The sequence below is a fragment of the Ignavibacteriota bacterium genome, from assembly GCA_019637995.1.
Taxonomy (GTDB): Bacteria; Bacteroidota; Ignavibacteria; order Kapaibacteriales; family UBA2268; genus JANJTB01.
The window spans coordinates 742,043-766,103 of the sequence record JAHBUQ010000002.1 but is presented as its reverse complement, the minus strand read 5'-3'; the positions used below and the strand labels follow the sequence as shown (position 1 = coordinate 766,103).

Below are 24,061 nucleotides of genomic sequence, written 5' to 3'. Positions count from 1 at the left end.
ATAAATTTTCTTATTTAAATTTCAAATTACAGCACTGGAAGACTTTCATCAAGCTTACTGATAAATTCATCAATTTCTTCTTTGTTAACAATCAGAGGTGGCACAATTCTCAGCACGCTACCCGATGCAGCATTTGATATTACGAATCTTTCAAGAAGTTCATTGACTAAAATTTGAGCATCGAAACTAAGTAAAAGACCTTTCATCAATCCTCTGCCTCTCACTTGTAAAACCTTTTCAGGATATTTGTCCTTGATATCACTTAGTTTAGTGTGGAAATAATTGCCAATTTCATTGACTTGATTGAGCAGCCCTTCTTCCAGAACATCAATTACCACCGAGCCGGTACGACAAGCAACAGCATTACCTCCATAAGTAGTTCCGTGATTTCCTTTTTCCCAAATTTCAGACAATTCTTCAGATGTAATTATACCTCCCAAAGGCAAACCTCCACCCATTCCTTTTGCGACAGTAATTATATCAGGCTTGGCATCGAAATGCTCAAAAGCAAAGAACTTTCCGCTTCGACCGATTCCTGACTGAACTTCATCGGCAATCAGTAAAAAGCCGTGCTGTATGTGAAGCTCATTAAGCATTTCGTTAAATTCCCGGCTCGGTTCAGATATGCCTCCTTCTCCCTGAATATACTCAATACAGACAGCCGCAGTTCCTGAGTTTATACTCGCCATCAGTGAGGCAACATCATTCAATGGTAATACCTTGCAACCATCAAGAAATGGACCCATCCCGTTCTTGTAATTTGGTTTATCCATTATCGAAAGTGCAGCATAAGTTCTTCCGTGGAAACCGCCTGTAAAAGCCAGTATTTCAGTCTTACCTTTGGGGTTTGCCCATTTACGTGTCAGTTTCATCGCTGCTTCGGTGGCTTCCGTACCTGAATTACAGAAGAACACTTTGTTAAGTCCTGATAGTTTTACAAGCTTCTCGGCAAGTTCAATTTGTGGCTCCTGATAAAAATAATTTGATACGTGCATATATTTTCGCAGCTGATCCTCTGCAGCTTCGATAATTCTTGGATGGCTGTGTCCGAGTGCATTTACAGCAATACCACTTAAAAAATCAAGGTAAACATCACCGTTCTCTGCAAAAATACGGACTCCCTCAGCTCTCGAAATAACTATCGGAAGTCGCTTGTAAGTCTGATATATTGAATTATGCTCTCTTTCAATTATATTATTCATTAAAATAATTCCATGTTTACATTACTGAATGAATCACCGAGCGCACTACACCCCAAACTTCGAAGCTCATATCGTCAGTGATTTTGATTGGACTATAAAATTTATTTTCGGGAAGAAGAAAAACTTCGCCCTTTTGATAGCTTAATCTTTTGACAGTAAGTTCGCCATTTATGACTGCGATTACTATACTTCCGTCTTTTGGGTCTAATGAGCGGTCAACAACTAAAATGTCGCCGGAATAAATCCCTGCTTTTATCATAGAGTCACCCATCACCCGTACAAAAAAAGTAGCGGCAGGATTCTTTATAAGAAGCTCATTCAAATCAAGCTTTGCTTCCATATAATCATCAGCAGGCGAGGGAAATCCTGCAGAAACAGACTCGAGAAATAGTGGAAGATTTAGCTCTCTGAGCCGCTCAGGCTTTAGTATTTCAATCGTATCAGTATCCTTAATTGTACTTTCAATTAAACTATTTGATTTCATATTACTAACTAATTAAAGAAATTTATTACTTTTGCAATGACGTATATGATAATATTTTAAGAGATTATAAATGAAGATAGTTGTTCAGAGAGTTTCTGAAGCATCAGTTACAATCGAAGGGAAAATAAATGGGAGAATTGAAAAAGGATTACTTGTGCTGGTTGGTTTCACTGATGATGACAATGAAGAGAAAGTCCGCTGGATTTGTAAAAAGCTACTCGGACTTAGAATTTTCTCGGATGATAATGATAAAATGAATTTATCTGTGCTGGATGTAGCCGGCGGAATTTTAGTTATTTCCAATTTTACACTATACGGAGATTCAAATAAAGGCAACCGACCAAACTTTACTGCCGCTGCAAGACCTGAAACAGCAATACCGCTTTATGATTTTATGATACAAGAATTAAGAAAATCAGAAATACAAGTTGAAACAGGAGTTTTTGGTGCTATGATGGATATTCACCTAACAAATGATGGTCCTGTTACTTTAGTCTTAGAAAGGTGATTTTACAAATGTTAAATTTCTATGGGGTTTGCAACCGAGAATTAACATAATACAATATATGGCATAATTATAATCAAAGCCGTTGACGATAGTGCTGTTATAGCGAACCGAAAAAATTTCAAACCAAGAAGTTTATAACTAGTGTCTGGTAGAAAAGAAAATTAATGGGTTTTGTCACATTTGTAGCCCTTCGACTTCGCTCAGTGTGACACTTGGTTGTTGTTATGGTATTTTTTGTCAGTCTGAGCGGAGTCGAAGACTAAAGAGTACACTTCGACTTCGCTCAATGTGACATTTAGCTGTATTATTTTGAAACTGAATGCTTTACCGCTTAACAATAATTACTGTTTTCCAAAGAAAGCAACATAATTTTTTCCATACTTCTTGGCGCATTTTGGACAAGTTGTGTACCAAATCAAAGGTTTGACAGCATTAATACCTTTTGACTTTAATATTTCTGCAAATTCCTTGGTCCATTCACCTGTTTTATTGAATGAACCCTCGAAAACCTTACAATAATACTTTCCTGAAATTCTAATATTTTCTGCATTTTGAATCTCTTTATTAACAGCGAGGTAAAGATTCATATTCCATTTTGAAGTATGCTCGGATAAACACAACCATTCTTCAACCTCAGAATCTGATTGACTCACCAAATTGTCTAATCTTACCATTGCTTTGCCAAAATTGAGAGGCATATAGAAAAAAGTTGTTACCTTGTCCTTGATGAATATTTTATCCGTCCACTCAAAAGTTTTATCATCCCAGCTTTTTGGTTCAAATACCGGACAGCATTGGGTAGTATTGTCAACACTCATAATTTGCTCCAGTGATTAAAAATTGATTGAACGAATAAATCAAAATATAATTTTCATTTTTCAAATTTTTTACAACTCTATAATTGCATCTCCAAATTACAATTTACAAATTCGAAACATATCGCCAAATTGGTAAACTATTTATTTAACCGATTTATAATATCAGCAGTGTGTTTTCCTGATAAAATCTCAAGTGGAATACCGTCTCCGCTATGAGAAGAGCCACTCTTGAATTTCATGGCAAAATATACTGTTTATTTTAATGGAGTTTTTTCATCAGTATGAATTTAACAGAGCAATAGATTATTCAAAAAAAATAAGATTATTATCAAAATCAACAAAGTAAATAATAAAACGTCACTTTATGTTAATATAATTTATTATTTTTGAAATATGTAATACTTTAAAATAAATAATTAATGGCAAAAACAGTAAAAAAGAAATCTGTGCCCCAGGTATTGTGGCAACTTCCATTTGAAAAGCAGAACTACATGATTTTGCTTATCGGACTTGGAACCATTCTGCTTGGTTACGCCCTGATGGCTACAGGCATTACTGAAGAACCTGCAATTCCTAACGGCAAATGGAACAACCCAATGGCTGTTTACATTGCTCCAACTCTTTTGGTTATTGGATATTGCGTAATTATACCTTTTGGGATAATTAAGTTTTTCGGAAAGAAAGAGGCTCAAGCTGAGTAATATACTTATGAACACAAAAGCAGGTTATGTTGCGATAATTGGCAAGCCAAACTCAGGCAAGTCAACACTTCTCAATTCAATTTTGGGTACTAAACTTTCGATAGTTACCCCAAAACCTCAAACTACACGCAAGAGGGTTCTTGGTATTTATTCTAAGGAGAATGTTCAGATTGTATTTCTCGATACTCCCGGAATTCTCAGTCCCAAATATACCATGCAGGAAATCATGATGGATTATGTATCCGGCGCTGTAAGTGAATCAGACTTACTTGTTGTCTTGCTGGATATGGAGAAGTATCCTGATGAAGGTATACCAGAATCTGTACTAAAAATAATTAAGAATGCAAAAAAACCTGTCATAGCTGCTCTTAACAAAGTAGACAAGATGAAGGACAGAAAAGAAATTCTGCCTTTTATTGACAGTATCAATAAAATGGAAATATTCAATGATATTGTTCCAATAGCTGCTTTAAAAGATATGAATACTCAGGAATTACTGAGCACTATCGAAAAGTATCTGCCCGAACATGAATTTTATTATGACGAAGATTTACTATCTACTCAAAATGAAAGATTCTTTGTTTCGGAGCTTATCAGAGAAAACATTTTTCTTATGACTAAGGAGGAATTACCTTATTCAACTGAAGTATCTATTCTTGAATTTAAAGAGCGGGATTTCGGCAAATGGTATATTCATGCAGAAATCATTGTCGAGCGAGACTCTCAGAAGAGAATAATTATTGGTAGCGGTGGCAGTTTGATTAAAGACATCGGTGAGAAATCCAGAATTTTGATTGAGGAACATCTCGGGCAGGGCGTTTTCCTTGAACTTTTTGTAAAAGTACGTCCAAAATGGCGAAATGATGCCGGCAGACTCAGGTCATTCGGATATTAATATTTGAATATATTTTGAAATTGATATGAGTAAATAATGAAAATTGTTGCTATTTACGAAAATACAGACAAAAAGGAAGCGATTCAATATGCTTCCAAAGCTGCAGAATATCTTGTAAATCAGGGTGTTGACTGCATTGTAAGACCTTCATTGTCACCCTATTTACCGGCACATATTAAGAACTTTGTCAAAACCTCGCAAGTTTGTGATTTCGACAGAATGGCAGATATGGTCATATCATTTGGAGGCGATGGCACTTTACTAACCGCAGCCCGCGAAATGCTGATGTGCGATGTCCCGATTATGGGTTTCAATGTCGGCAAACTTGGTTTTCTTGCTGAATATTCTGTCGAGAATTTAGAGCATAATATCGCAGGAGTTTTGAATGGGAATTTCAGATTAGTTGACAGAGCTGTGATAGAGACAACTTTCGAGGGAAAAAGTCATTTCGCACTTAACGATTTTGTAATCGAAAAGAGAAATTCTTCCAAAATGGTTACTGTGCAGGTATTTTCAAATGAACATTGCGTTGGTGATTACAGAGCTGATGGTATAGTGCTTACTACTCCGACAGGCTCTACAGCATATTCACTTTCATGCTCAGGACCTATAATAGCTCCATCTGCAAAAGTGCTGTGCATAACACCAATCTCACCTCATACTCTCACAATCAGACCACTTGTAATTCCTGATACAAATGAGATTACATTTGCAATAATGGATTCAGGTGACGGAGTAATTCTTGTTGCAGACGGTATTACTTTAGGAGAACTAAAAAATGGTGAAAATATAAAGTTCAACCTGTCCGAAGAACGTGTAAAATTGATCAAACCTCAAGACAGTTCATATTATGACATTCTGAGAACTAAGCTGCTTTGGGCTGCTAATTCATTTGACAACAAAAGTAAGGAACAAACATTATGATGGAATTTTTAGCGATTATTAACTGGAATGTATCGCCGGAAATTGTAAGCATAGGTCCGATTACTTTAAGATATTATGGATTGCTTTTTGCATTAGGCTTTGTTGTGGGCTATCAAATAATGACCGGAATTTACAAGAATGAAGGCAAGACTATCAAGCAGCTTGACTTTCTGGCTATAGTTATGATTCTCAGTACAGTAATCGGCGCTCGTCTTGGACACTGTTTATTCTATGAACCTGAAATCTATCTGGCAAATCCAATACGTATATTATATGTTTGGGAGGGAGGATTAGCAAGTCATGGCGCAGGAATTGCCATAATTTTGGCATTGATTTATTATTCAAAAAGGAATAAAGATATTTCAGCTCTTTGGATTTTGGACAGAATTGTAATAGTAGTTGCACTTGCAGGTTTTTTCATAAGATTAGGCAATTTGTTTAATTCTGAAATTTACGGAATTCCTACAGATTTTGCATGGGCATTTGTATTTGAAAGAATTGATAACATTCCCAGACACGCTGTACAACTATATGAATCAATTTCATACCTGATCATTTTCTTTGTACTTTTCTTCACATATAAAAAATACAAGAAAGACCTTCCAAAAGGTCTTACTTTCGGATTATTTTTGATATTAGTATTTGGGGTAAGATTTATTTTAGAATATTTTAAAGCCTTTCAGGCAGATTTTGAAATGGATTTACCGCTAAGAATGGGACAGATTTTGAGTATTCCGTTTGTACTAACAGGAATATTCTTCGTATGGAAATCCAAATTTACCAAAAAGCCTTAATATTAATTGAATTGAATAATTAAACTAATTATCAAGCATAAACATCAATAAGAAATAATTATAAAAATAATAGGAAATATTTCGATGGCAGACAAAAACAAACCAGTTCAACAACAGTTGAATATTGAATTGGGCGAAAAGGAAGCAGAAGGCATTTATTCAAACCTTGCAATAATTTCACATTCAGGTGCTGAATTTATAATTGATTTTACACGCGTACTTCCCGGAGTGCCTAAAGCAAAAGTTCATGCCCGAATAGTAATGACGCCTCAACATGCTAAATTACTCCTCAGAGCATTAAATGAAAATGTAGCCAGATTTGAAAATTCTCATGGTGAAATCAATGTTGATGGTCACAATGGGCTGAATAACTTCCCCGGATTTGGTCCCGGGAACCCAAAGATTAATTAAAAAAGTAAAGGAATTAATAATGCATTCAGGTAATTTTGTACTTATTTTGCATACCCATTTACCTTGGGTACTTCATCATGGCACTGCTCCTCATGGAGTTGACTGGCTGAATGAAGCCGTTGCAGAATGTTACATCCCACTTCTAAACGTATTTAATGATTTATCAGCCGAAGGAATTCGCCCGGGAGTTACTCTTGACATCTCACCAGTTCTTTGTGAGCAGTTAGAGCATCCGGATTTCAAAAAAGAATTTGTCAAATACTGCGATAAAATGATAGCAGCTGCCCGTCAGGACAGAGAAGACTTCACAAATTGGGGATATGACCCACACCATATTTGGCTGACACAATACTGGGAAGACTGGTTCCAATCACGTAAAAGTGATTATCTGAATAAATATGATTCTTCGGTTATAAAAGGACTTCGTGAGCTTCAGGACAAAGGAGCTATCGAGATTATGACCTGCGGAGCAACTCATGGTTACTTGCCTCTTTTGGGCTATGACAAGAGTGTGAATTTGCAGATTAAAGCGGCTGTTGAAAATTACAAGAAACATTTCGGAAGAGCTCCTCGTGGCTGCTGGCTACCGGAATGTGCTTACAGACCATCTTATGAATGGCATACATATTTACCTGTCGAGCCTTTCCATACAAAAAGGCTTCGTACAGGTGTTGAGCAAGTTCTTGCGGCTCATGGTATTCAATATTTTGTAACTGATGAGGATTTAATTCAAAGAATTAATCCTCTTGGAGTATTTGCTGATGATGAGAAGCATGAATTTATCAGTATAAATTCTGACAAATTTCATCACGGAATGGGTAATTTTGATAAGTCACCTCTTCGAATTTACAATGTCAGCTCAAGTGAAAAAACCGGATACGGAACTGCAGTAGCATTTTCAAGACATCAGGACATATCTATGCAGGTATGGAGCGGTGAAGTTGGATATCCCGGAGAACCGGATTATCTCGATTTCCACAAAAAACACGTTAATTCTTGGCTCAGATACTGGAGAGTCACAGATACAAAAGCTGATATGATGTATAAGACGCTTTATCATCCTGACTGGATTTATGACAAAGCCGACAAGCAAGCTATGCACTTTATTCATCATGTCGAAAACACAAGCAATCATTTCAATAATCTAACCGGAAAATTGAGCACAGTTTGTACACCTTTCGATACCGAGCTATTCGGTCATTGGTGGTTTGAAGGACCTGAGTTCATCAAAGCAGTACTCAAAGGGCTTCATCATTCGCCTTATGTCAATGCTGTAACTGCTTCAGAGCAATTGCTTGCAGTTAAACCACGTGAAGTTGTCCAGCTCCCTGAAGGCTCGTGGGGCGAGAACAATAATCATGATGTATGGTCTAATCCGGAAAATACATGGACATGGGAATCCATTTATAACGATGAATTACGACTGAATAATTTATTTGAAGCATACCCGTTAAACACTCAAAATGCCACACAGAAACGCATTGCATTGCAGGCGCTACGTGAATTGATGCTATTGCATAGCTCAGATTGGCAGTTTTTAATTTATACACAATCTGCCAGAGATTATTCAGAGCAGAGATTTACATATCATCATTCGGATTTCAACAGACTTTGCGATTTATTCGAAAAATATGCAGCGAACGGTGAAATTCAAAATCCTGATTTAAAATATTTAGAAGAAACCGAAAAACGTAATTCAGTATTTCCTGAGCTTCAACTTGAGTGGTGGCAAGAACTGTTTAATTAAATGAGCGTCGGAAGACAAATCCTAAAAAATACTTTCTCCCTTACTGCAGCTGAATTAGCCGGTAAGGGACTTGCTATTATTTTTACGATATATTTAATTCGCGTGATAGGTCCTGCAAATAATGGTGTTTTTACTTTAGCCAAATCTTTTGTTCAGGGTTTGCTTGTACTTGTCTGGCTCGGTTTTGAACAAGTCGGAGTCAGAGAAGTTGCTCGTGACAGAAGCCAAATGCAATATTATGTTGGTTCTGTGCTTTCAATCAGATTGACAATTGCCACAACTTGCTATATTTTGCTTGTTGCAGGTCTAGAACTATTTGCCGATATTGGTAATATTGATATCAATACACGCATTGTTGCATACATTTACGGACTTTTACTCTTTGGGAATGCAGTACTTCTGAACTGGGTTTTTCAGGCAATTGAAAGAATGCACATTATCGCAATCCGAAGTGTTCTTGTAAACCTGCTCAATCTATTAGGTTTGATAATATTTGTCCGACACGAAAACGACCTGATAACTGCCGTCTGGATTATTGTTATTTCTATGCTTCTTAACTCCGCTTGGATGTTAATATATTATATCAAATCCTACGGAATGCCAAAACTTAACTTCAATATCCCAAGTTGGGGAAATATGTTCTGGCAATCTGCAAGAGTAGGTTTTGTTTTTTTAATTGTAACTTTTTACAGCATTATCGGCGTGCAGGTTCTTTCATATTATCATGGTGATGTTCAGACAGGTATTTACGGAGCTGCTTTTCAGATAATCGTGTTTTTACTTATTCCGGCAGGAATATTGCAGGGTGCATTTTTTCCACAGTTTGCTAAAACAAACGGAATAGAGGAGAGAAACAAAATTGTATCGCGGTTTGTTGTAATTAATTTAATTGCCGGAGTAATAATGTCATTTTCACTTTATGTATTTTCTCCCGCTGTTGTTGCTGTATTAGGTGAAAAATACGCCGAATCTCAGGCAATCTTGAAATACCTTTCTCTGACGGTGCTTATTCAGTATATCAGCACAAGTTTTATGAGTCCTCTGATTGCTTGGAATAATGAGAAAATTGTTATCTATGCTAATCTTGCAGGTCTTGCAGCTAATATTATATTCAATTTTTTGCTTATTCCACAATATGGCTATATCGGTGCAGCGATAGCAACAATTGTCTGCGAACTTGCTGTAATGATTGTAATTATGTTTATATACCGCCGTTTGCAATCATCACTTTTTATAAAAAACCTGCTGTCTGTAATTATGACAGGAATACCCGCATTTCTATTGGGCTACACATTAATTGAAGCCGGAATGAATATTTATCTGGCTTTTATAATAAATTTAGCTGTATTTTTAGGGCTTATTTTACTTTTAAAAATCATAAAAATCAGCGAAATAAAGTCTCTCATCTCTAGATAATTTCTACTCATCATAAATATTAAAATCCTCGAAATATACCAGTCCGAAATCTTTTTTGGTTTTGTGGACAGTTTGCACCTGAACCGGATCTGAAGGATGATAGCTTTCCCTTATATACTCAGCCAGCACCCATCTGCTTTCTGAAGAATTATACTCAAATATTGCTGTTTTTGACCACCTCCATGAAGCACCGCCAAAATGGTCAACAATTATTTTGCCGTCCTCGACAAATGCGGAAACATAAGGGTCGCCTACTGCGCCGCCACATTTTTGGCATAATATCACATTATCGTTTCTTGCTGCAAATGAAAAAGTACGGTCTGAGTTACCGGTAAGTAAAATGAAAGGTCTTGGAGCATTGAATAACATCTCATCATCAATATTCCCTTCATCTTTATGCTTCAGGATTAAGAGCATATCTGCAGTACCGTCACCATTTATATCTTCCGGCATACTGTCAAGTATTTCGTAACCATCAGGTATGAATTGCCCTAAAACAACTGAAATATCAACATGTTGACCATCAGAAGGTACCGGGTCTTCAATAATAATTTCCGGCTTTTCCGAGCATGAAAAAAGAAAAAAACTAAATATTATTAGGGCGGACATGAATTTCATAATTATATATGCGAAATTGTGAAACAATCAAAAATGTTAACCGAATATTGAATAAAAATATTTTTATTCTTCCGAAAAAAGAAATTGATAGGGTCTTTCAATCAAATCACGTAACTCGCCAATTCCAATATTTCGGCTTCTACGGAAATTTTCCCTGCCTTCGATAAAGAAGATTATTGTCGGTACTGCAAAAACGCTGAATTGTCCTTTTATTTCAGGTATTTTCTCAATATCAGCATAAAGCATTTTTACATTTGGATATTCCTCAGTAAGTAATTCTGATATCTTGGGCTTTAATACTTTGCAAACACTGCAATTTTGGTGAGAAAGATAAACTAATGAAATTAATTTATTGGAAATTTCATTATTCAGCTCATCAAAAGATGTAATTTCTTTAATATTTTCTTTCATTTTTCTTATTCTAAGTTAAATAAAACTACACTCAAAGCGGCAATTGCAGCAGTTTCACTTCTAAGTCTTGTTGAAGATAATTTAATTTTATTCAGGTTATTAGATTTATTAATTTCCTGAATTTCAAGTTCTGAAAACCCACCTTCAGGACCACATAGAATTAGAATTTTCTTACAATTAGCTAAGCGAATTTCATTGCTACCCTTTTCATCAGCCAAAATTACCGCATCCCAATTGTCAAACTTGCCAAAAAGATCGGAAAGATAAACAGCATCAGTATAAGTAGGCAAATTGCTTCTTTTAGACTGTTTGAGAGCTGCGATTATTTTCGATTGAGCTCTGTCATATCTCACCTGCTTACTGCCCGAGTGTTTTGTAATAAGCGGTACAATTTCAGAAACACCCAATTCCACAGCTTTTTCGATTATAAATTCAAAACGGTCGGTATTATCCAAAATGCCGGCTGCAAGAGTAATCTCGTAACCTATTTCATTTGAATTTTTCCTGAAATCTATGCATCTGAGAAGATTGCCGGATTTAGAAATCTCTTCGAGAACACAAAGGGCAGTTAAGCCGCAACCATTGGTAACAAGTAGTTCATCTCCTTTAGAAATCCTCAATGCTTTTGTATGCTTTGACTCTTCGGAATTCAACTTGATTAAAGTACTTTTTTCATTTAATTCTGAAATATATAGACATTCCATAAATATAATTGGAAATAATTTGTCAATAACTAATTAATTATGTATTTTTAAATTCTTCAAAATTAAATAAGTTTTTGAAATAAAACAAATAATTGGTAATTTAATGTCAAAATTAAAAGAAACATTGTTCAGTAAGTTAAGCAAAAAGAAAATAGCTGAAAATTATATTGATAAGATCAGTTATCCTTCTACTCTTACATCTAAAATTTTAATACTACTAATATCCGTGCTTCTGACTGGAATTTTCTTTGTATTGAATATTGACAAAAAGCCTTACGATACACCCGATTACAGAATTGTTCCGGGTAATGTATGGGAAGGAGCCCCACTAGTCGCAGATTTTTCTTTTCCTGTATACAAGCCACAAAATGAATACCTTGAACAGCGGAAGAAAGCTGCCGAGAGCGCCCTGACTGTATTCATTCTTGATGAAAGTATCGAAGAATCAATGCTTAATAAATTAGATAATTACTTATTAGTGCTTAATGAAATTGAAAACAATCCGCAGGACTCACCGGAATTTTCATTTCCGGAACGTATTGTCAAGCCTCTTCTGAGTCTCAACAAAAATCAAAAAGATGCTGAGATTAAAAAGATTGAAAAAGTTGTTTCGCAATATCTGAAAAAATCCTTTCAGAGTGGTTTTATCAATATTACAGTTGATAAAATGAATGCTAAGGAAATTTCTGTCAAAACTTCGGCGCACGAATTTACAATCCTACCGGTATCAAATCTAACTGACAAAAATTTATTTTTGATAAATGCCGAGAAAATTATTGAGACAGGAGTTTCTCAGTCATTAAGACCACTTGTACTTGAAATTTTAAGCAGACTTAATACTCATAATCTGATATTCAGCAAAGAGCTAACCGATAAATCCATTGAACTTGCTATGACAAGTGTCCCAAGGACTTCAGGATATGTGAAAAAGGGTGAAATAATTATTCAGAACGGCGAAAAACTAACAACTGAAAATATTCAAAAAATAAGTTCTTACCAAAGTTCAGTATTTATGACAGGCGATGCACAAGTTGATATATTATATTATCTTGGTGGAATTGGTCACGGGGCAATTCTTTGTTCCATCCTGATATTATACATATTAATAATTCGCCGTAAAATATTTGATGATAATACCCAGCTAATAATTTTGATGATGGTTTTGGTCGCTACTTCCGCACTTGCCTGGCTTTCGAATCAAATACATACACAATATCCTCTTGAACTTTTGATTTCGATTCCGGCTCTTTCGATGCTTGTGGCAATTGTCTATGACTCAAGAACAGCATTCTATGCTACAGTTACTATGTCGCTTCTTCTGGCAGGTATAAGGGGTAATGACTATGTAACCGGTACAATTATGATATTCACAGGAATAATTGCTGCATATACTGTAAGAGATATCCAAAGCCGCACCCAGATGTATTTATCATTTTTCTATATTTTCCTTGGATTTCTTGTTACATTGCTTGTATTTGGAGCTGAGCGTACAATGAAACTTGAGGAGATTCTGACCGGAGTCGTATTTGGTTTTATTAATTCAATTATGGCACCATTAATCACATTCGGTTTGCTTTTTGTTATTGAACGATTTTCGAATATTTCGACCGACCTCAGAATTAAAGAATTTGATAATTTAGACCATCCACTTTTAAGAATGTTATCGGAGAAAGCTCCGGGTACTTATCAGCATACATTATCGGTTGCTATTCTTGCTGAGAGATGCTCCCGGGAAATTGGAGCAAATCCTCTACTAACAAAAGTAGGGACATATTTCCACGACATTGGAAAAATGGCAAAATCAGAGTATTTCACTGAAAATCAAATAGGGATGGATAATAAACATGATATTATGAATGCCAAAAAAAGTGCAAAGATTATAATCGAACACGTTAACGAAGGCATAAAACTCGCTCAGGAATTTCACCTGCCCCAGCGATTGATTGATTTTATACCGATGCATCATGGTACAACACTTGTAAAGCATTTCTATGCTAAAGCACTTGAAATTGCTGAAGACAGCTTTGAAGTCAATGAAAATGACTTCAGATATCCCGGACCAAAACCTCAAAGCAAAGAAACAGCTATACTAATGATTTGCGATTTTGCTGAAGCTATCTCAAGACTTGATTCCAAATCTCTGGATGAAATTGAGAGTATAATCGAGAAGAATATCCATGAACGTGTAACCGACGGTCAGTTCGATGAATGCGAAATTACGCTTGATGACCTTACAAAAATTCGTCGAGTAATTGCAAAAAATCTTATTGGTATGACACACAAAAGGGTTAATTACAAAGAAATTCCTAAAAAGTAGAATTATATGAGTAGTCCGGAAAATTTCCCGAAAATTCCGCAGACTTTTTTAAAAGATTTGAAAAGCTATATGAATTTCATCTCATTAGAAAAAGGGCTTGCTATGAACACTTATAGCTCATATCTTCATGATTTGAAAGTATATGCAGAATTTTTAATTTCTCAAAATGTTGTTTCTTATCGCGACTCTACAACAGATTTTATTCAAGAATTCCTGAAAAGTCTTGATGATATTGGAATTGGCTCTTCAAGCAGAATGCGTTATTTGTCAACCATAAGAGGCTTTTATAATTTTTTGCTATCATCAGCAAAGATTAGCAGTAACCCGGCTGAAATTGTAGATATGCCCAAAAAAGGCAGAAAGCTACCCGAAACATTGAGCATAAATCAAGTAGAATTAATTCTAAATCAGCCAGATACAACCACCATTCCCGGAATTCGGGACAGAGCAATGCTTGAGACAATGTACGCCAGCGGTCTGAGAGTTTCAGAACTTATAAATCTAAAGCAAAGAGATATTCTTGCCGAAAGTGAAATTATCAGGGTTTTTGGAAAAGGAAGCAAGGAGAGAATTGTTCCTGTCGGAGAAGAGGCACTTTTTTGGATTAGTAAGTATCAAAGTGCAGTGAGACCTCTGTTTTTGAAGGGATATTTGACTGATGATGTGATTTTCCTGAATCAGAGAGGAAAACCACTATCAAGAATGGGATTTTGGAAAATATTAGACGCTTATGCAAGGACAGCCGGACTCGAAGTTCACGTTCATCCTCACATGCTCAGACATTCATTTGCAACGCATTTACTTGAAGGCGGTGCAGATCTTCGTATAGTTCAGGAAATGCTTGGTCACTCAGACATATCAACGACACAAATCTATACTCATATTGACAGAGACTTCATCAAAGAGGTGCACAGAACTTTCCATCCGAGAGCGTAAATGTTTGCTCTAATCTCTCTCGTCCCAAGGTGTGTTTTTTCGTCTGAAAATAAAAGAAATTGGAGTTCCGGAGAAATCAAAACTTCTTCTCATTGTTCTTTCAACAAATCGCTTATATGAATCAGGTATAAGCTGCGGATGATTACAGAAAAATGCAAAAACCGGAGGCTCTACGCCAACCTGAGTAATATAATTAATCCTTAAATCATAACCTCTGACTGAAGGTGGTGGTGTTGCATCAAGTAATTTCAGCATTGTTTCATTCAGCTCGGATGTTTTAATTCGCTTTAGTCTTCTGTCACGAATATCTTTGCACATATCAAGCAACTTTAAAAGTCTTTGTTTGGTAACAGCTGAAACAAATGCAATCGGAACATAATCAAAAGTTTTCATATCTTCTTTGATTTTGGTGATCCATTCTTCAGAAGTTTTGGTTTCTTTTTCAATTATATCCCATTTATTTACGGCAATCAAAATACCTTTTCTGGCTTCATTTACCTGATTGATGATTTTCTTATCCTGATCTTCCATGCCACGCTCTGCATCAACCACAACAATTGCAACATCGCATCTTTCGATAGCTCTTGAAGTTCTGAGCATTGAATACATCTCAATATTTTCTTTTACTTGAGAGCGCTTTCTCAAACCTGCGGTATCAATCAGAACAATATCTTCGCCATAATATTTAATAACAGAATCAACAGAGTCGCGTGTTGTTCCGGGGATATTTGTTACTATTGAGCGTTCTTTACCGGTAAGAGCATTGCTAATGCTTGATTTTCCGGCATTTGGTCTTCCGACTATTGCTATCTTGAGACGTCCATCCTGCTCATCGGGATCAAAATCACGCAACCCCTTTACAACTTCATCTAAAAAATCACCTGTATTATGTCCATTGAGAGCGGAAATAGGAAATGGCTCTCCAAGACCTAATTTATAAAACTCATGAGAAAAATTATCCTGGATTGTATTGTCACATTTATTTACAATCAAAATAACTTTCTTGCTTGCTGCTCGTAAAATATTGGAAATATCTGTATCAAATGGAGTTACGCCATCGCGACCGTCTGTAAGAAAAATTATTGAATCGGCTTCCTCAATGGCTATCATCGCTTGCTCACGGATTGCTCTTTCCATATCATCTTCGCTTCCGGGTATGAAGCCCCCTGTATCAACTACCATAAAGCGAATACCATTCCATTCGGAAACACCATATATTCGGTCACGGGTAACACCGGGAGTGTCCTCTACAATTGCTTCACGGTGTCCTAAAAGTCGGTTAAAAAGTGTTGATTTGCCTACGTTAGGTCTTCCTACAATAGCTACTAAATTCATATTATCTCCAATTATTATCTGTCATATCTGTATTTTTCGGTGATGCTCATAGGACGTATCATTCTGAAATCACCGAAGCCGGAATTATCTACAAAGATAAATTCGCGATTATTCATATAAGACCATCTTTCGTAAATTCTGCCGTCATTAAAATTATTCTGTCGGTCTGTAGAATAAGGTGGTCCAAAAATTATATATACCATACCTTTGTCAGTAAGCCATCCATCCTGAAAGGACTTAAAGGCACGATTAGCGTAATCAATTCTCGAATAGTAATCTTCGAATGCCTCATTTCTATCCGTTCCCGGTGAGGGATCAAGCTTTTTCCAGAATGCTTCAAATCTCTTTTGCTTCTCACCTGTAGTAGTAGCCTCATTTATAAAATCTATATCAGATCCAAATGCAACATATCTCAATTGACGTACGGCTATATCTAAATCTGCCAGAACACTGCCGCCAATAGTTCTTAAATATGTAACTGATCGCTGAGTAACAGCAAGCGTAGTGCCAGATTTCAGGTCATTAGTTGTATCTTTTTCTTTTGCTGTTATGCGTAAAATATAAGTTCCGTTTGTCATTTCATCAACCCTTGGAATATGGATGAAAGTCTGGTTTTTATCATTTCCGGCAAATTTTCGTATCCTGTCGCTGAAGGCAATAGTTTCGTTTTTGCTGTTAATAAATTCCCATACATAATCAACTGAATCCAAATCTTTGCGAGGTTTGTAGGATTCAAAAAAAGCAAAAAAACCATTTGAGAAATTACCGATATTGTCAGATATATGTGGTGTAATTTTAAATTTTCCACCGATATCTTCAATCGAACTTAGAAGCAAAATACCACTTAAGGAAAAATCAAATTCACCAAAATCCAGTACTGTGATGATTCTGTTCTTCTCATGCAACTGTTTGCTGAATTTATCGGTAATGCTTGCATTAACACGATACTTCCCGGGCATTAAGTTGAATATAGATTGAGTATAATCAAATCCAGCAGTACCGCCTCGTGTTACAAAATAATCTTCCTCCCGCAAAGTTCGCTCATAGCGACTTGATTCAATACGGTTACCAAGTGTGTCTGTTATACGAATATCAACATCATAAGAAGCACCAAAAACACCACCGCTTTTTACAAAATTAAGTGTTTGGTATGGCACCAACACATATACATCCACTCTTCCGGTATTTAAAGTGTCACCCTGAAATACAACCACATCAAAGTAGAAATTTTCTACTACTTCTTTAGGGATTCTTTGACTGAAAATTAATCCTGTGCTTAAGAATAATAATATAGTTGTAAGTATGTATTTCTTCATAATTATAGAAAAAATTTATATTAATTTATTTACAGTAAGACAAAAAAAATCAATATTTATTTGTTATTAGAAGGAAATATTTTTTTTCACCAAGTCAGATTATTCTAAATATTTAATTTCATCAAATTTTTCAATACTAAATTCCAGATTTTTATTCAATGAATATGTAATTTTTCTTTTTGCTTTGGGCTGGGTATTAAGTATCGGAAACTCTCGAATGAGTTTACTTTTACTTATATAAAAATGGTCGTTACCGCCGTAGCCATAAGCTAAATCAGAATCAAGAGGGGGCAAATCATAACGCCTGAAAATTTTGCCATCGAACTCATAGCCTACTATATCAACAAAACCCTTATATGAGTTATTAATACAAAGCAGCATAATTTCCGGTTTGGAATTGCCGTTTAAATCTCCGGTCATTGTTTCATAGATCGAACCCTCGATTTCATCATCTATTTTGCCAAGTAATTGACTATTCATACTTAACCGGATACACAAATATCTGATGCTGCCATAACCTCCGGTGGCTATAAAATATCGGCGATGTTCAAATTCAATATTCTTGGAGAAGCTAAGCTCTTCACCATTTACTGCACTTACTTCAATTGCTGTATCATCAAGCGACTTGAGCTTTTCGCTACACGACACTATTGTAATTGATAATAATAAAATAATAATTGATTTGAGCTTCATTTAATAATATTGTTCAAATTAGAAAGTCAGTTAAATTTTACTTAAGAAAATTATTCAAAATTACTAAATTTATGATTGAAAAAAAAAATATTTATTAATTTTGAAACAAAAGGTGATTTTTTATTGTAAAATTCTAAAATAAATCCCAGCCGAAATTTTCTTCCAAATAACCAATAACAGAACCTACCACAAATAATAATCCGAATAAAAGTACTCCTAAAGCTACCATATTGCTCTCGCTTGCAATTACAAAATTCTCGGAATTGTTTGGCTGGTATTGTATTTTTACCCGATAATTAACCTGATAAGCCGGCGGATAACTCCCGCGATTATGTTTCTTCCTGATGATATTGCCATAAATATCCTTAAACTCAAATACTGGATAATATATGTAATTATTATAGGAGTCAGAATTCATACTATATTCTTCTATCAATTCTACTACTAAGGCTTCTGTTTCAACTGAATTTGCAATGAATTCCCGTTTCTTTTTGAAAAGGTATATTGATATAGCTATAAGAATTATTCCTATAACCGGTATAAAGTTATCCATTAGCAACCTTGAATATTTTAATTAAATATAACTACGTAAATATTCAATTCCTATTATAATATTATGTATAAATGTCAAAATAAAGGCACTATAGTTACGATATTCTGTCATTTTTATATGTAAAAATGACAATATGACAATATAATGTCATAATTTTGAAAAATAATCAAAAATCGCTTTGTTATATCAAAAAAAAATGATAATTTTACATTTGTAAGTTTGACTGATTTTGAGAAAAAATATCATGAATAATGTTATCAAACAAATAACGGTAATTTTAGTGCTGCTGGTTGGCTTTAAAGCTTATGGTGAAGACAACTCAACGTGCTATGATTGTCACGATGATTCCGGCATTACTATGGAAAGAAATGGCATAACAGTTCCATTGACTGTAAAACGATTTATTCTTCCCCGTTCAGTCCATGGAAGTTTGAAATGCGTTGATTGTCATGAAGGTTTCGACCCGTTTGATATACCGCACAAAACTCCAATGAATAAAGTAAACTGTATAAGTTGTCATACAAATCCTGAAAAAGACCATAAGTTTCACCCACAGATGCTTGGTGCAAAAGGAACCGGTGGTAGTGCTGATGTAAACTGTAAAGGATGTCATGGAACACATAATGTAGTATCTAAAAAATTGCCTACATCAGAATTTCACTTTACTAAATCAACTGAATTTTGCGGAAGATGTCACCCGAAAATAATGCAAGAGCATCTTGTATCAGAGCATTTTGTTGAATTGACTCACGACAACCCTAATGCTCCGACTTGTATTTATTGCCACTCACAACCTGTAACAAAACGTCATCTTTTAGATAAGCGTCAGCTTAAGTTGAATCAAGAAAAGCTTTGTCTTGATTGCCATATGAATCAACCCCATAATCCAAGTAAATACGCAAAAACACTTGTTGACTATGAAAAGAGTGTTCATGGACAAGCGATTCTGAGAGGTAATGCTGAAGCCGCCGTTTGTGTGGACTGTCACGGCGCTCATAGACTTGAGAAAGAAGATATTCCTACTTCAACAATTCATAAGTCAAATATTCATAACGTGTGCGGCAAATGTCATAGAGACATTACTGATGAATATATGCTTTCGATTCATGGTCAAGGTGTAATAAAGGGTTTCAAGGATGTCCCTACTTGCACATACTGCCATGGCGAGCATAACATTCATGCAGTACCGGATGTACCTGAGCAAGCATTTACAACTTCCGGGATGAAATTCAATGTCGTTGTAAATAATAAGATGGTTTATTGTGTAGCTTGTCACTCTGACGCTGCTATGATGAAGAAGTACGGGCTTGCGACAGTTGAAGATGCTCACAAATGGATGCCTAATCAGGTTAAGCACTGGGAAACAGTGCGCTGTGTTGACTGCCACGCTTCACACGAGGGAAAGGATTTACATCATAATATTCTTGACAGGAGTAAAACTGTCAAACAATGTGAAGAATGCCATTCTACTAATTCCAGGCTTATGTCCCAGCTTTATGTTCACGAGAAAAAGCAATCCAGAATGAAATACGGATTTGTGAACGGCACACTTCTCAGTGATGCTTACGTCATTGGAACAACAAGGAATATTTATTTAGATACTCTGAGCGTTATCATTTTTGCAATGACATTCTTAGGTATCGGTATTCATGGATTCTTACGTTGGAAATCTAAGAAATCAGGGAACAATAAATGAAAAAAGTACTTTTATATCCACTTTGGTTAAGAATTTGGCATTGGTTTAATGCCCTACTATTTATAATTTTGATTGTTTCAGGAATTAGTATGCACTATTCCGATACAAATGAACTGTTCCTGCCATTTAGCATAGCGATGTACACTCACAATATCGCAGGTGTGATAATAAGTGTGATATTCCTTTTTTACACAATATTCAATATCGTCAGCGGGAATTACAAACATTACATACCAACTATGCAGAACATGTTTGAAAGAATGTTCAATCAGGGCAAATATTATGTTTATGGTGTATTTATGGGGCATGATCACCCATATCATACCAGCGAAAAACTGAAATTCAATCCTTTGCAACAACTGACATATTTTGGAATTATGTTTTTTCTTATGCCGGTGGTAATCATCTCGGGGTGGCTACTTATGTTTCCCGAGCTTGCTCCTGCAAATGTTATGGGCATGGGTGGAGTTTGGCCCATGGCGATTTTACACATTGTTGTCGGGTTTTTCCTTAGTGTATTTATGTTCGGGCACATTTATCTTGCCACTCATGGAGAAACTATTTCTGCTAACTTTAAATCTATGATTGACGGATACCATCATTTGCACGAAGAAGAACCTGAAAAACTGATTATCAAACATGATGATGTTACCGAATATACTGATGATACTGATATTGTTGAGGCACACGAAGATTATGAAGTCAGGAAAGAAGAAGACATAGATTACAATCCTGAAACTAAAGAGATAAAAAAGAAATAATATTTCACTATTATTTTACAAAAAAAAGTGGGAGATTTTTGGCAAAGTCTCCCACTTTTTTAATTTTGTAATAGTCAAACGAATAAGAATTAACAATATACAAAATCCAAATTTCAAAAATATGATTTATTCGGATAAAGCAACGATAAATTACTCAGCACTTACGCTATTATTAGTTTTAGCTACAGCTTTTGGGCTTAGTTTTTCTTTAACATCACTTTCTAAATCTTTGTAAAGCTCAGGATTTTCGATTAATAGTTTTCTCAATCCGTCACGTCCCTGAGTTCTTTCGTTTTTATATGAATACCATGATCCGCTCTTAGCTACGATGCCGAATTCAGTGGCAACATCAATCAAATCGCCCATCTTTGAAATCCCTTCATTGTACATGATATCAAATTCTACTTCTTTGAACGGAGGAGCGACTTTATTCTTGACAATTTTGCAGCGAACACGGTTACCTGTAATATCCTGCCCATCTTTAATAACTTCCTTACGGCGAATATCAATTCTCACTGAAGCGTAAAATTTCAGAGCATTACCGCCGGTAGTTGTTTCAGGATTGCCATAAATCACACCAATTTTACTTCTGAGCTGATTTGTAAAAATTACTGTAGTTTTGGATTTGCCGATAGCAGCATTTAGCTTTCTCATAGCCTGAGACATAAGTCTTGCCTGCGAACCCATTTGTGCATCGCCCATATCGCCTTCGATTTCAACTCTTGGAGTAAGTGCCGCTACTGAGTCAACCACGATAACATCCAATGCCCCGCTTCGTACAAGCGTTTCAACGATTTCGAGCGCCTGTTCTCCGAATTCAGGCTGTGAGAGAAGCAAATTATTCAGGTCGAGTCCAAGTCTCTGAGCGTAATTAATGTCAAGAGCGTGCTCGGTATCAACAAAAGCTGCTAAACCGCCGGTTTTTTGAGCCTCAGCAATTACATGGAGGCACACAGTTGTTTTACCCGATGACTCGGGACCAAAAATTTCTATTATTCTGCCACGTGGCACACCACCAATACCTATTGCCGCATCCAGAGAAAGGCAACCTGTGGATATTGCGTCAACCTGAACGACCTGCTGGTCATTGAGGCGCATAATTGAGCCTTTACCATGCGCTTTTTCTATCTGGTCTATCGCTATTTGAACTGCTTTCAGCTTCTCGCTAACTGATTTACTTGCAGACGAAGTGATTTCTTTTGCTTGTTCTTTTGCCATAATTATTATTTGTTTTGGTTAAAAATTTAAAAAACAAAATTACGGAAAAAAAATCTAATTGAAAAATTATATTAATTATTTGAGAAAACTGTAATGTTGTTTATAATAAAATGTAAAATTTTTGCTTCTACATCTTCACAAATTTCTCGACAATGGAGCAAGCTCCATTGCTGCAATTAATCCTGATGAAATACACTCCTGCCGGCAAATGAGATAGGTCAATTCTTAGTAGCTCAGACGCCCCCGTCTGAGTATTTTTCATATTATTCACAGACGAGGGCGTCTGTGCTACCTCCAATCCAAGCATATCAAATATTTGCACTTTATCTACTGCTGCAAAGGGCTGAAGCCCTTTGTTGCTGAGTTGGATTGTAATAAAATCGCTTGCGGGGTTAGGGAAAATCATTAAATCAGAATTAATCTTATCCTTTATTGAAGTATTTAAAAAATTAAACTTACCTATTAATCCTTCATTAATACTTGATACGTATATTGTTTTTTCATCTTCAATATAAATATCTTTAATGAATAAGTCATGATTAAGTGCGCTTCTGATAATATTAATATCTTCAAAATCATTATAAGAGTAGTAAGTATGGAATGAATTATGTGTAATTATCAGGTTATTCCTAATTTGTATATTTTCAAGTTGCGCAGATGTTATAGTAGAATCAGACAATATATCAAACCAGGTCTTTCCATTATCAGTAGATTTTGCTATCCATTCGTAATATTTAACTCCAACTTCTGTATCAAGTCTTTCCTTCGAACCTACTGTAATAATATTACCGGTAGGGCTGACTTCAAAATCCTTAATATATTGCTTTTCTGTATGTATATCAAATAATTTTTGCCATGAACTTCCAAAATCTTCTGAACTAAAAAAATGATAGTGATTTAAGTAAAGATTTCTTGTATCTCTAATATTTGTTAATGCATATATTTTGTTATTCCTTAATTTTGTTACACGATAAATAATTGATTGATAATTAGTATCTAATCCATAACTTTGTAAATTTTCAATATATAAATTCTCCCAGCTATTTCCATTATCACTTGATAAAAAAAGACTTGTTTGTCCACCAATATTAACATTGTTGGTAGTTGCTAATACTATATTATCAACACAATCAATTCTTCCAAAACGCTGATCTTTCGTTGTTAGAGTGTCATTTACTAATATAGAGTTGTCAAAGTCAATTTTACTAATAATTCCATGAGCTCTTGCCAATAGTACATTGTCTGAAGTTGTGATGGAAGCACTAATCTGCGCAGTCATGCTATCCAAATAATGTGTTTTAATTAGTTTACCATCCTTTTCTATAAAAATATATTTGGATGTATCCTTCAATATGAAATTAAAAATATTTTCTCCTTCAGATAAATAAATGAAATTACTATTGTCGAATCTAAAAGTTACTAAAAAATTATTGTTATATTTTGTAAGTGATGTCATTCTTATTGGTTGAGTCGTATTCAGTAAATCTTTAAAATTGAATATTTGTTTATAAGTATATTCTGAATTTAAGATAACTGGTAAAAAAAATGTATTCAACAATATTACAACTATCAATCTTTTTATGTTTTTCATGATACTACTCCT

The 24,061-nt window shown here is 35.3% G+C and carries 24 protein-coding genes; 12 read left to right on the top strand and 12 right to left on the bottom strand.

What is annotated here, in order from left to right; all coding sequences use genetic code 11:
• Positions 1-26: 26 nt before the first annotated feature.
• A complete protein-coding gene (locus KF896_09175; GenBank protein ID MBX3043877.1) occupies positions 27-1,202 on the bottom strand; it encodes an acetylornithine/succinylornithine family transaminase in 1,176 nt (391 codons plus the stop codon).
• A 16-nt stretch (positions 1,203-1,218) separates the two neighbouring features.
• Positions 1,219-1,686 carry a translesion error-prone DNA polymerase V autoproteolytic subunit gene (umuD, locus tag KF896_09170; GenBank protein ID MBX3043876.1) on the bottom strand — a complete coding sequence of 156 codons (468 nt, stop codon included), beginning with the start codon at positions 1,684-1,686 and terminating at the stop codon, positions 1,219-1,221.
• Between the two features lie 70 nt (positions 1,687-1,756).
• On the opposite strand from umuD, the gene dtd reads away from it, so the two are divergent.
• On the top strand, positions 1,757-2,194 hold the full coding sequence (dtd, locus tag KF896_09165; GenBank protein ID MBX3043875.1) for a D-tyrosyl-tRNA(Tyr) deacylase: 438 nt from the start codon (positions 1,757-1,759) through the stop codon (positions 2,192-2,194).
• Between the two features lie 341 nt (positions 2,195-2,535).
• Here the strand turns inward: dtd and KF896_09160 are convergent, their stop codons facing one another.
• On the bottom strand, positions 2,536-3,012 hold the full coding sequence (locus tag KF896_09160) for a hypothetical protein (protein MBX3043874.1): 477 nt from the start codon (positions 3,010-3,012) through the stop codon (positions 2,536-2,538).
• A 419-nt stretch (positions 3,013-3,431) separates the two neighbouring features.
• Between KF896_09160 and KF896_09155 the strand changes: the two genes are divergently transcribed.
• The 7 genes from KF896_09155 (at position 3,432) to KF896_09125 (ending at position 9,900) form a co-directional block, all read left to right on the top strand.
• Positions 3,432-3,713, top strand: coding sequence for a DUF3098 domain-containing protein (locus tag KF896_09155; GenBank protein ID MBX3043873.1), 282 nt, complete (start codon positions 3,432-3,434; stop codon positions 3,711-3,713).
• 7 nt (positions 3,714-3,720) lie between these two features.
• Positions 3,721-4,608 carry a GTPase Era gene (gene era, locus KF896_09150; GenBank protein MBX3043872.1) on the top strand — a complete coding sequence of 296 codons (888 nt, stop codon included), beginning with the start codon at positions 3,721-3,723 and terminating at the stop codon, positions 4,606-4,608.
• A gap of 36 nt (positions 4,609-4,644) precedes the next feature.
• Positions 4,645-5,532 (top strand): NAD(+)/NADH kinase, encoded by an 888-nt coding sequence (locus tag KF896_09145; protein MBX3043871.1) that lies wholly within the window; start codon positions 4,645-4,647, stop codon positions 5,530-5,532.
• A complete protein-coding gene (lgt, locus tag KF896_09140; GenBank protein MBX3043870.1) occupies positions 5,532-6,326 on the top strand; it encodes a prolipoprotein diacylglyceryl transferase in 795 nt (264 codons plus the stop codon). The genes KF896_09145 and lgt overlap by 1 nt, the downstream gene beginning before the upstream one ends.
• An 84-nt stretch (positions 6,327-6,410) precedes the next feature.
• A complete protein-coding gene (locus KF896_09135) occupies positions 6,411-6,737 on the top strand; it encodes a DUF3467 domain-containing protein (protein MBX3043869.1) in 327 nt (108 codons plus the stop codon).
• A 19-nt stretch (positions 6,738-6,756) separates the two neighbouring features.
• Entirely contained in the window at positions 6,757-8,484 is a 1,728-nt protein-coding gene (locus KF896_09130; GenBank protein MBX3043868.1) for a DUF1957 domain-containing protein, read from the top strand.
• Complete coding sequence (locus tag KF896_09125) at positions 8,485-9,900, top strand: flippase (protein MBX3043867.1); 1,416 nt, start codon at positions 8,485-8,487, stop codon at positions 9,898-9,900. It abuts the gene before it with no gap.
• A gap of 3 nt (positions 9,901-9,903) precedes the next feature.
• Here KF896_09125 and KF896_09120 read toward each other — a convergent pair whose 3' ends face one another.
• The 3 genes from KF896_09120 to KF896_09110 form a co-directional block, all read right to left on the bottom strand.
• Complete coding sequence (locus KF896_09120; GenBank protein ID MBX3043866.1) at positions 9,904-10,518, bottom strand: hypothetical protein; 615 nt, start codon at positions 10,516-10,518, stop codon at positions 9,904-9,906.
• A gap of 63 nt (positions 10,519-10,581) precedes the next feature.
• Positions 10,582-10,929 (bottom strand): thioredoxin family protein, encoded by a 348-nt coding sequence (locus KF896_09115; protein ID MBX3043865.1) that lies wholly within the window; start codon positions 10,927-10,929, stop codon positions 10,582-10,584.
• Between the two features lie 5 nt (positions 10,930-10,934).
• Positions 10,935-11,633: a 16S rRNA (uracil(1498)-N(3))-methyltransferase gene (locus KF896_09110; GenBank protein MBX3043864.1), complete on the bottom strand. Its 699-nt coding sequence runs from the start codon at positions 11,631-11,633 to the stop codon at positions 10,935-10,937.
• A 103-nt stretch (positions 11,634-11,736) separates the two neighbouring features.
• On the opposite strand from KF896_09110, the gene KF896_09105 reads away from it, so the two are divergent.
• Both KF896_09105 and xerD read left to right on the top strand, forming a co-directional pair.
• Positions 11,737-13,950, top strand: a complete 2,214-nt coding sequence (locus tag KF896_09105; GenBank protein MBX3043863.1) for an HDIG domain-containing protein — start codon at positions 11,737-11,739, stop codon at positions 13,948-13,950.
• 6 nt (positions 13,951-13,956) lie between these two features.
• On the top strand, positions 13,957-14,886 hold the full coding sequence (gene xerD, locus KF896_09100; protein MBX3043862.1) for a site-specific tyrosine recombinase XerD: 930 nt from the start codon (positions 13,957-13,959) through the stop codon (positions 14,884-14,886).
• Positions 14,887-14,895: 9 nt separating this feature from the next.
• Here xerD and der read toward each other — a convergent pair whose 3' ends face one another.
• The 4 genes from der to KF896_09080 form a co-directional block, all read right to left on the bottom strand.
• On the bottom strand, positions 14,896-16,221 hold the full coding sequence (gene der, locus KF896_09095; GenBank protein ID MBX3043861.1) for a ribosome biogenesis GTPase Der: 1,326 nt from the start codon (positions 16,219-16,221) through the stop codon (positions 14,896-14,898).
• 14 nt (positions 16,222-16,235) lie between these two features.
• On the bottom strand, positions 16,236-17,537 hold the full coding sequence (locus KF896_09090) for a GWxTD domain-containing protein (protein ID MBX3043860.1): 1,302 nt from the start codon (positions 17,535-17,537) through the stop codon (positions 16,236-16,238).
• 99 nt (positions 17,538-17,636) lie between these two features.
• Positions 17,637-18,230 (bottom strand): hypothetical protein, encoded by a 594-nt coding sequence (locus tag KF896_09085; protein MBX3043859.1) that lies wholly within the window; start codon positions 18,228-18,230, stop codon positions 17,637-17,639.
• Between the two features lie 133 nt (positions 18,231-18,363).
• Positions 18,364-18,783: a DUF3592 domain-containing protein gene (locus KF896_09080; GenBank protein MBX3043858.1), complete on the bottom strand. Its 420-nt coding sequence runs from the start codon at positions 18,781-18,783 to the stop codon at positions 18,364-18,366.
• A gap of 244 nt (positions 18,784-19,027) precedes the next feature.
• On the opposite strand from KF896_09080, the gene KF896_09075 reads away from it, so the two are divergent.
• Both KF896_09075 and KF896_09070 read left to right on the top strand, forming a co-directional pair.
• Positions 19,028-20,479: a hypothetical protein gene (locus KF896_09075; GenBank protein ID MBX3043857.1), complete on the top strand. Its 1,452-nt coding sequence runs from the start codon at positions 19,028-19,030 to the stop codon at positions 20,477-20,479.
• Positions 20,476-21,240: a cytochrome b/b6 domain-containing protein gene (locus tag KF896_09070; GenBank protein MBX3043856.1), complete on the top strand. Its 765-nt coding sequence runs from the start codon at positions 20,476-20,478 to the stop codon at positions 21,238-21,240. The genes KF896_09075 and KF896_09070 overlap by 4 nt, the downstream gene beginning before the upstream one ends.
• Positions 21,241-21,390: 150 nt before the next feature.
• Here KF896_09070 and recA read toward each other — a convergent pair whose 3' ends face one another.
• Both recA and KF896_09060 read right to left on the bottom strand, forming a co-directional pair.
• On the bottom strand, positions 21,391-22,458 hold the full coding sequence (gene recA / locus KF896_09065) for a recombinase RecA (protein ID MBX3043855.1): 1,068 nt from the start codon (positions 22,456-22,458) through the stop codon (positions 21,391-21,393).
• A gap of 127 nt (positions 22,459-22,585) precedes the next feature.
• A complete protein-coding gene (locus KF896_09060) occupies positions 22,586-24,049 on the bottom strand; it encodes a T9SS type A sorting domain-containing protein (protein ID MBX3043854.1) in 1,464 nt (487 codons plus the stop codon).
• Between the last annotated feature and the right edge of the window lie 12 nt (positions 24,050-24,061).

Bases quoted from the DNA above. Each gene is read 5' to 3' on its own strand.
- KF896_09175 (MBX3043877.1), bottom strand. From the start codon at position 1,202: ATGAATAATATAATTGAAAGAGAGCATAATTCAATATATCAGACTTAC.
- umuD (MBX3043876.1), bottom strand. From the start codon at position 1,686: ATGAAATCAAATAGTTTAATTGAAAGTACAATTAAGGATACTGATACG.
- dtd (MBX3043875.1), top strand. From the start codon at position 1,757: ATGAAGATAGTTGTTCAGAGAGTTTCTGAAGCATCAGTTACAATCGAA.
- KF896_09160 (MBX3043874.1), bottom strand. From the start codon at position 3,012: ATGAGTGTTGACAATACTACCCAATGCTGTCCGGTATTTGAACCAAAA.
- KF896_09155 (MBX3043873.1), top strand. From the start codon at position 3,432: ATGGCAAAAACAGTAAAAAAGAAATCTGTGCCCCAGGTATTGTGGCAA.
- era (MBX3043872.1), top strand. From the start codon at position 3,721: ATGAACACAAAAGCAGGTTATGTTGCGATAATTGGCAAGCCAAACTCA.
- KF896_09145 (MBX3043871.1), top strand. From the start codon at position 4,645: ATGAAAATTGTTGCTATTTACGAAAATACAGACAAAAAGGAAGCGATT.
- lgt (MBX3043870.1), top strand. From the start codon at position 5,532: ATGGAATTTTTAGCGATTATTAACTGGAATGTATCGCCGGAAATTGTA.
- KF896_09135 (MBX3043869.1), top strand. From the start codon at position 6,411: ATGGCAGACAAAAACAAACCAGTTCAACAACAGTTGAATATTGAATTG.
- KF896_09130 (MBX3043868.1), top strand. From the start codon at position 6,757: ATGCATTCAGGTAATTTTGTACTTATTTTGCATACCCATTTACCTTGG.
- KF896_09125 (MBX3043867.1), top strand. From the start codon at position 8,485: ATGAGCGTCGGAAGACAAATCCTAAAAAATACTTTCTCCCTTACTGCA.
- KF896_09120 (MBX3043866.1), bottom strand. From the start codon at position 10,518: ATGAAATTCATGTCCGCCCTAATAATATTTAGTTTTTTTCTTTTTTCA.
- KF896_09115 (MBX3043865.1), bottom strand. From the start codon at position 10,929: ATGAAAGAAAATATTAAAGAAATTACATCTTTTGATGAGCTGAATAAT.
- KF896_09110 (MBX3043864.1), bottom strand. From the start codon at position 11,633: ATGGAATGTCTATATATTTCAGAATTAAATGAAAAAAGTACTTTAATC.
- KF896_09105 (MBX3043863.1), top strand. From the start codon at position 11,737: ATGTCAAAATTAAAAGAAACATTGTTCAGTAAGTTAAGCAAAAAGAAA.
- xerD (MBX3043862.1), top strand. From the start codon at position 13,957: ATGAGTAGTCCGGAAAATTTCCCGAAAATTCCGCAGACTTTTTTAAAA.
- der (MBX3043861.1), bottom strand. From the start codon at position 16,221: ATGAATTTAGTAGCTATTGTAGGAAGACCTAACGTAGGCAAATCAACA.
- KF896_09090 (MBX3043860.1), bottom strand. From the start codon at position 17,537: ATGAAGAAATACATACTTACAACTATATTATTATTCTTAAGCACAGGA.
- KF896_09085 (MBX3043859.1), bottom strand. From the start codon at position 18,230: ATGAAGCTCAAATCAATTATTATTTTATTATTATCAATTACAATAGTG.
- KF896_09080 (MBX3043858.1), bottom strand. From the start codon at position 18,783: ATGGATAACTTTATACCGGTTATAGGAATAATTCTTATAGCTATATCA.
- KF896_09075 (MBX3043857.1), top strand. From the start codon at position 19,028: ATGAATAATGTTATCAAACAAATAACGGTAATTTTAGTGCTGCTGGTT.
- KF896_09070 (MBX3043856.1), top strand. From the start codon at position 20,476: ATGAAAAAAGTACTTTTATATCCACTTTGGTTAAGAATTTGGCATTGG.
- recA (MBX3043855.1), bottom strand. From the start codon at position 22,458: ATGGCAAAAGAACAAGCAAAAGAAATCACTTCGTCTGCAAGTAAATCA.
- KF896_09060 (MBX3043854.1), bottom strand. From the start codon at position 24,049: ATGAAAAACATAAAAAGATTGATAGTTGTAATATTGTTGAATACATTT.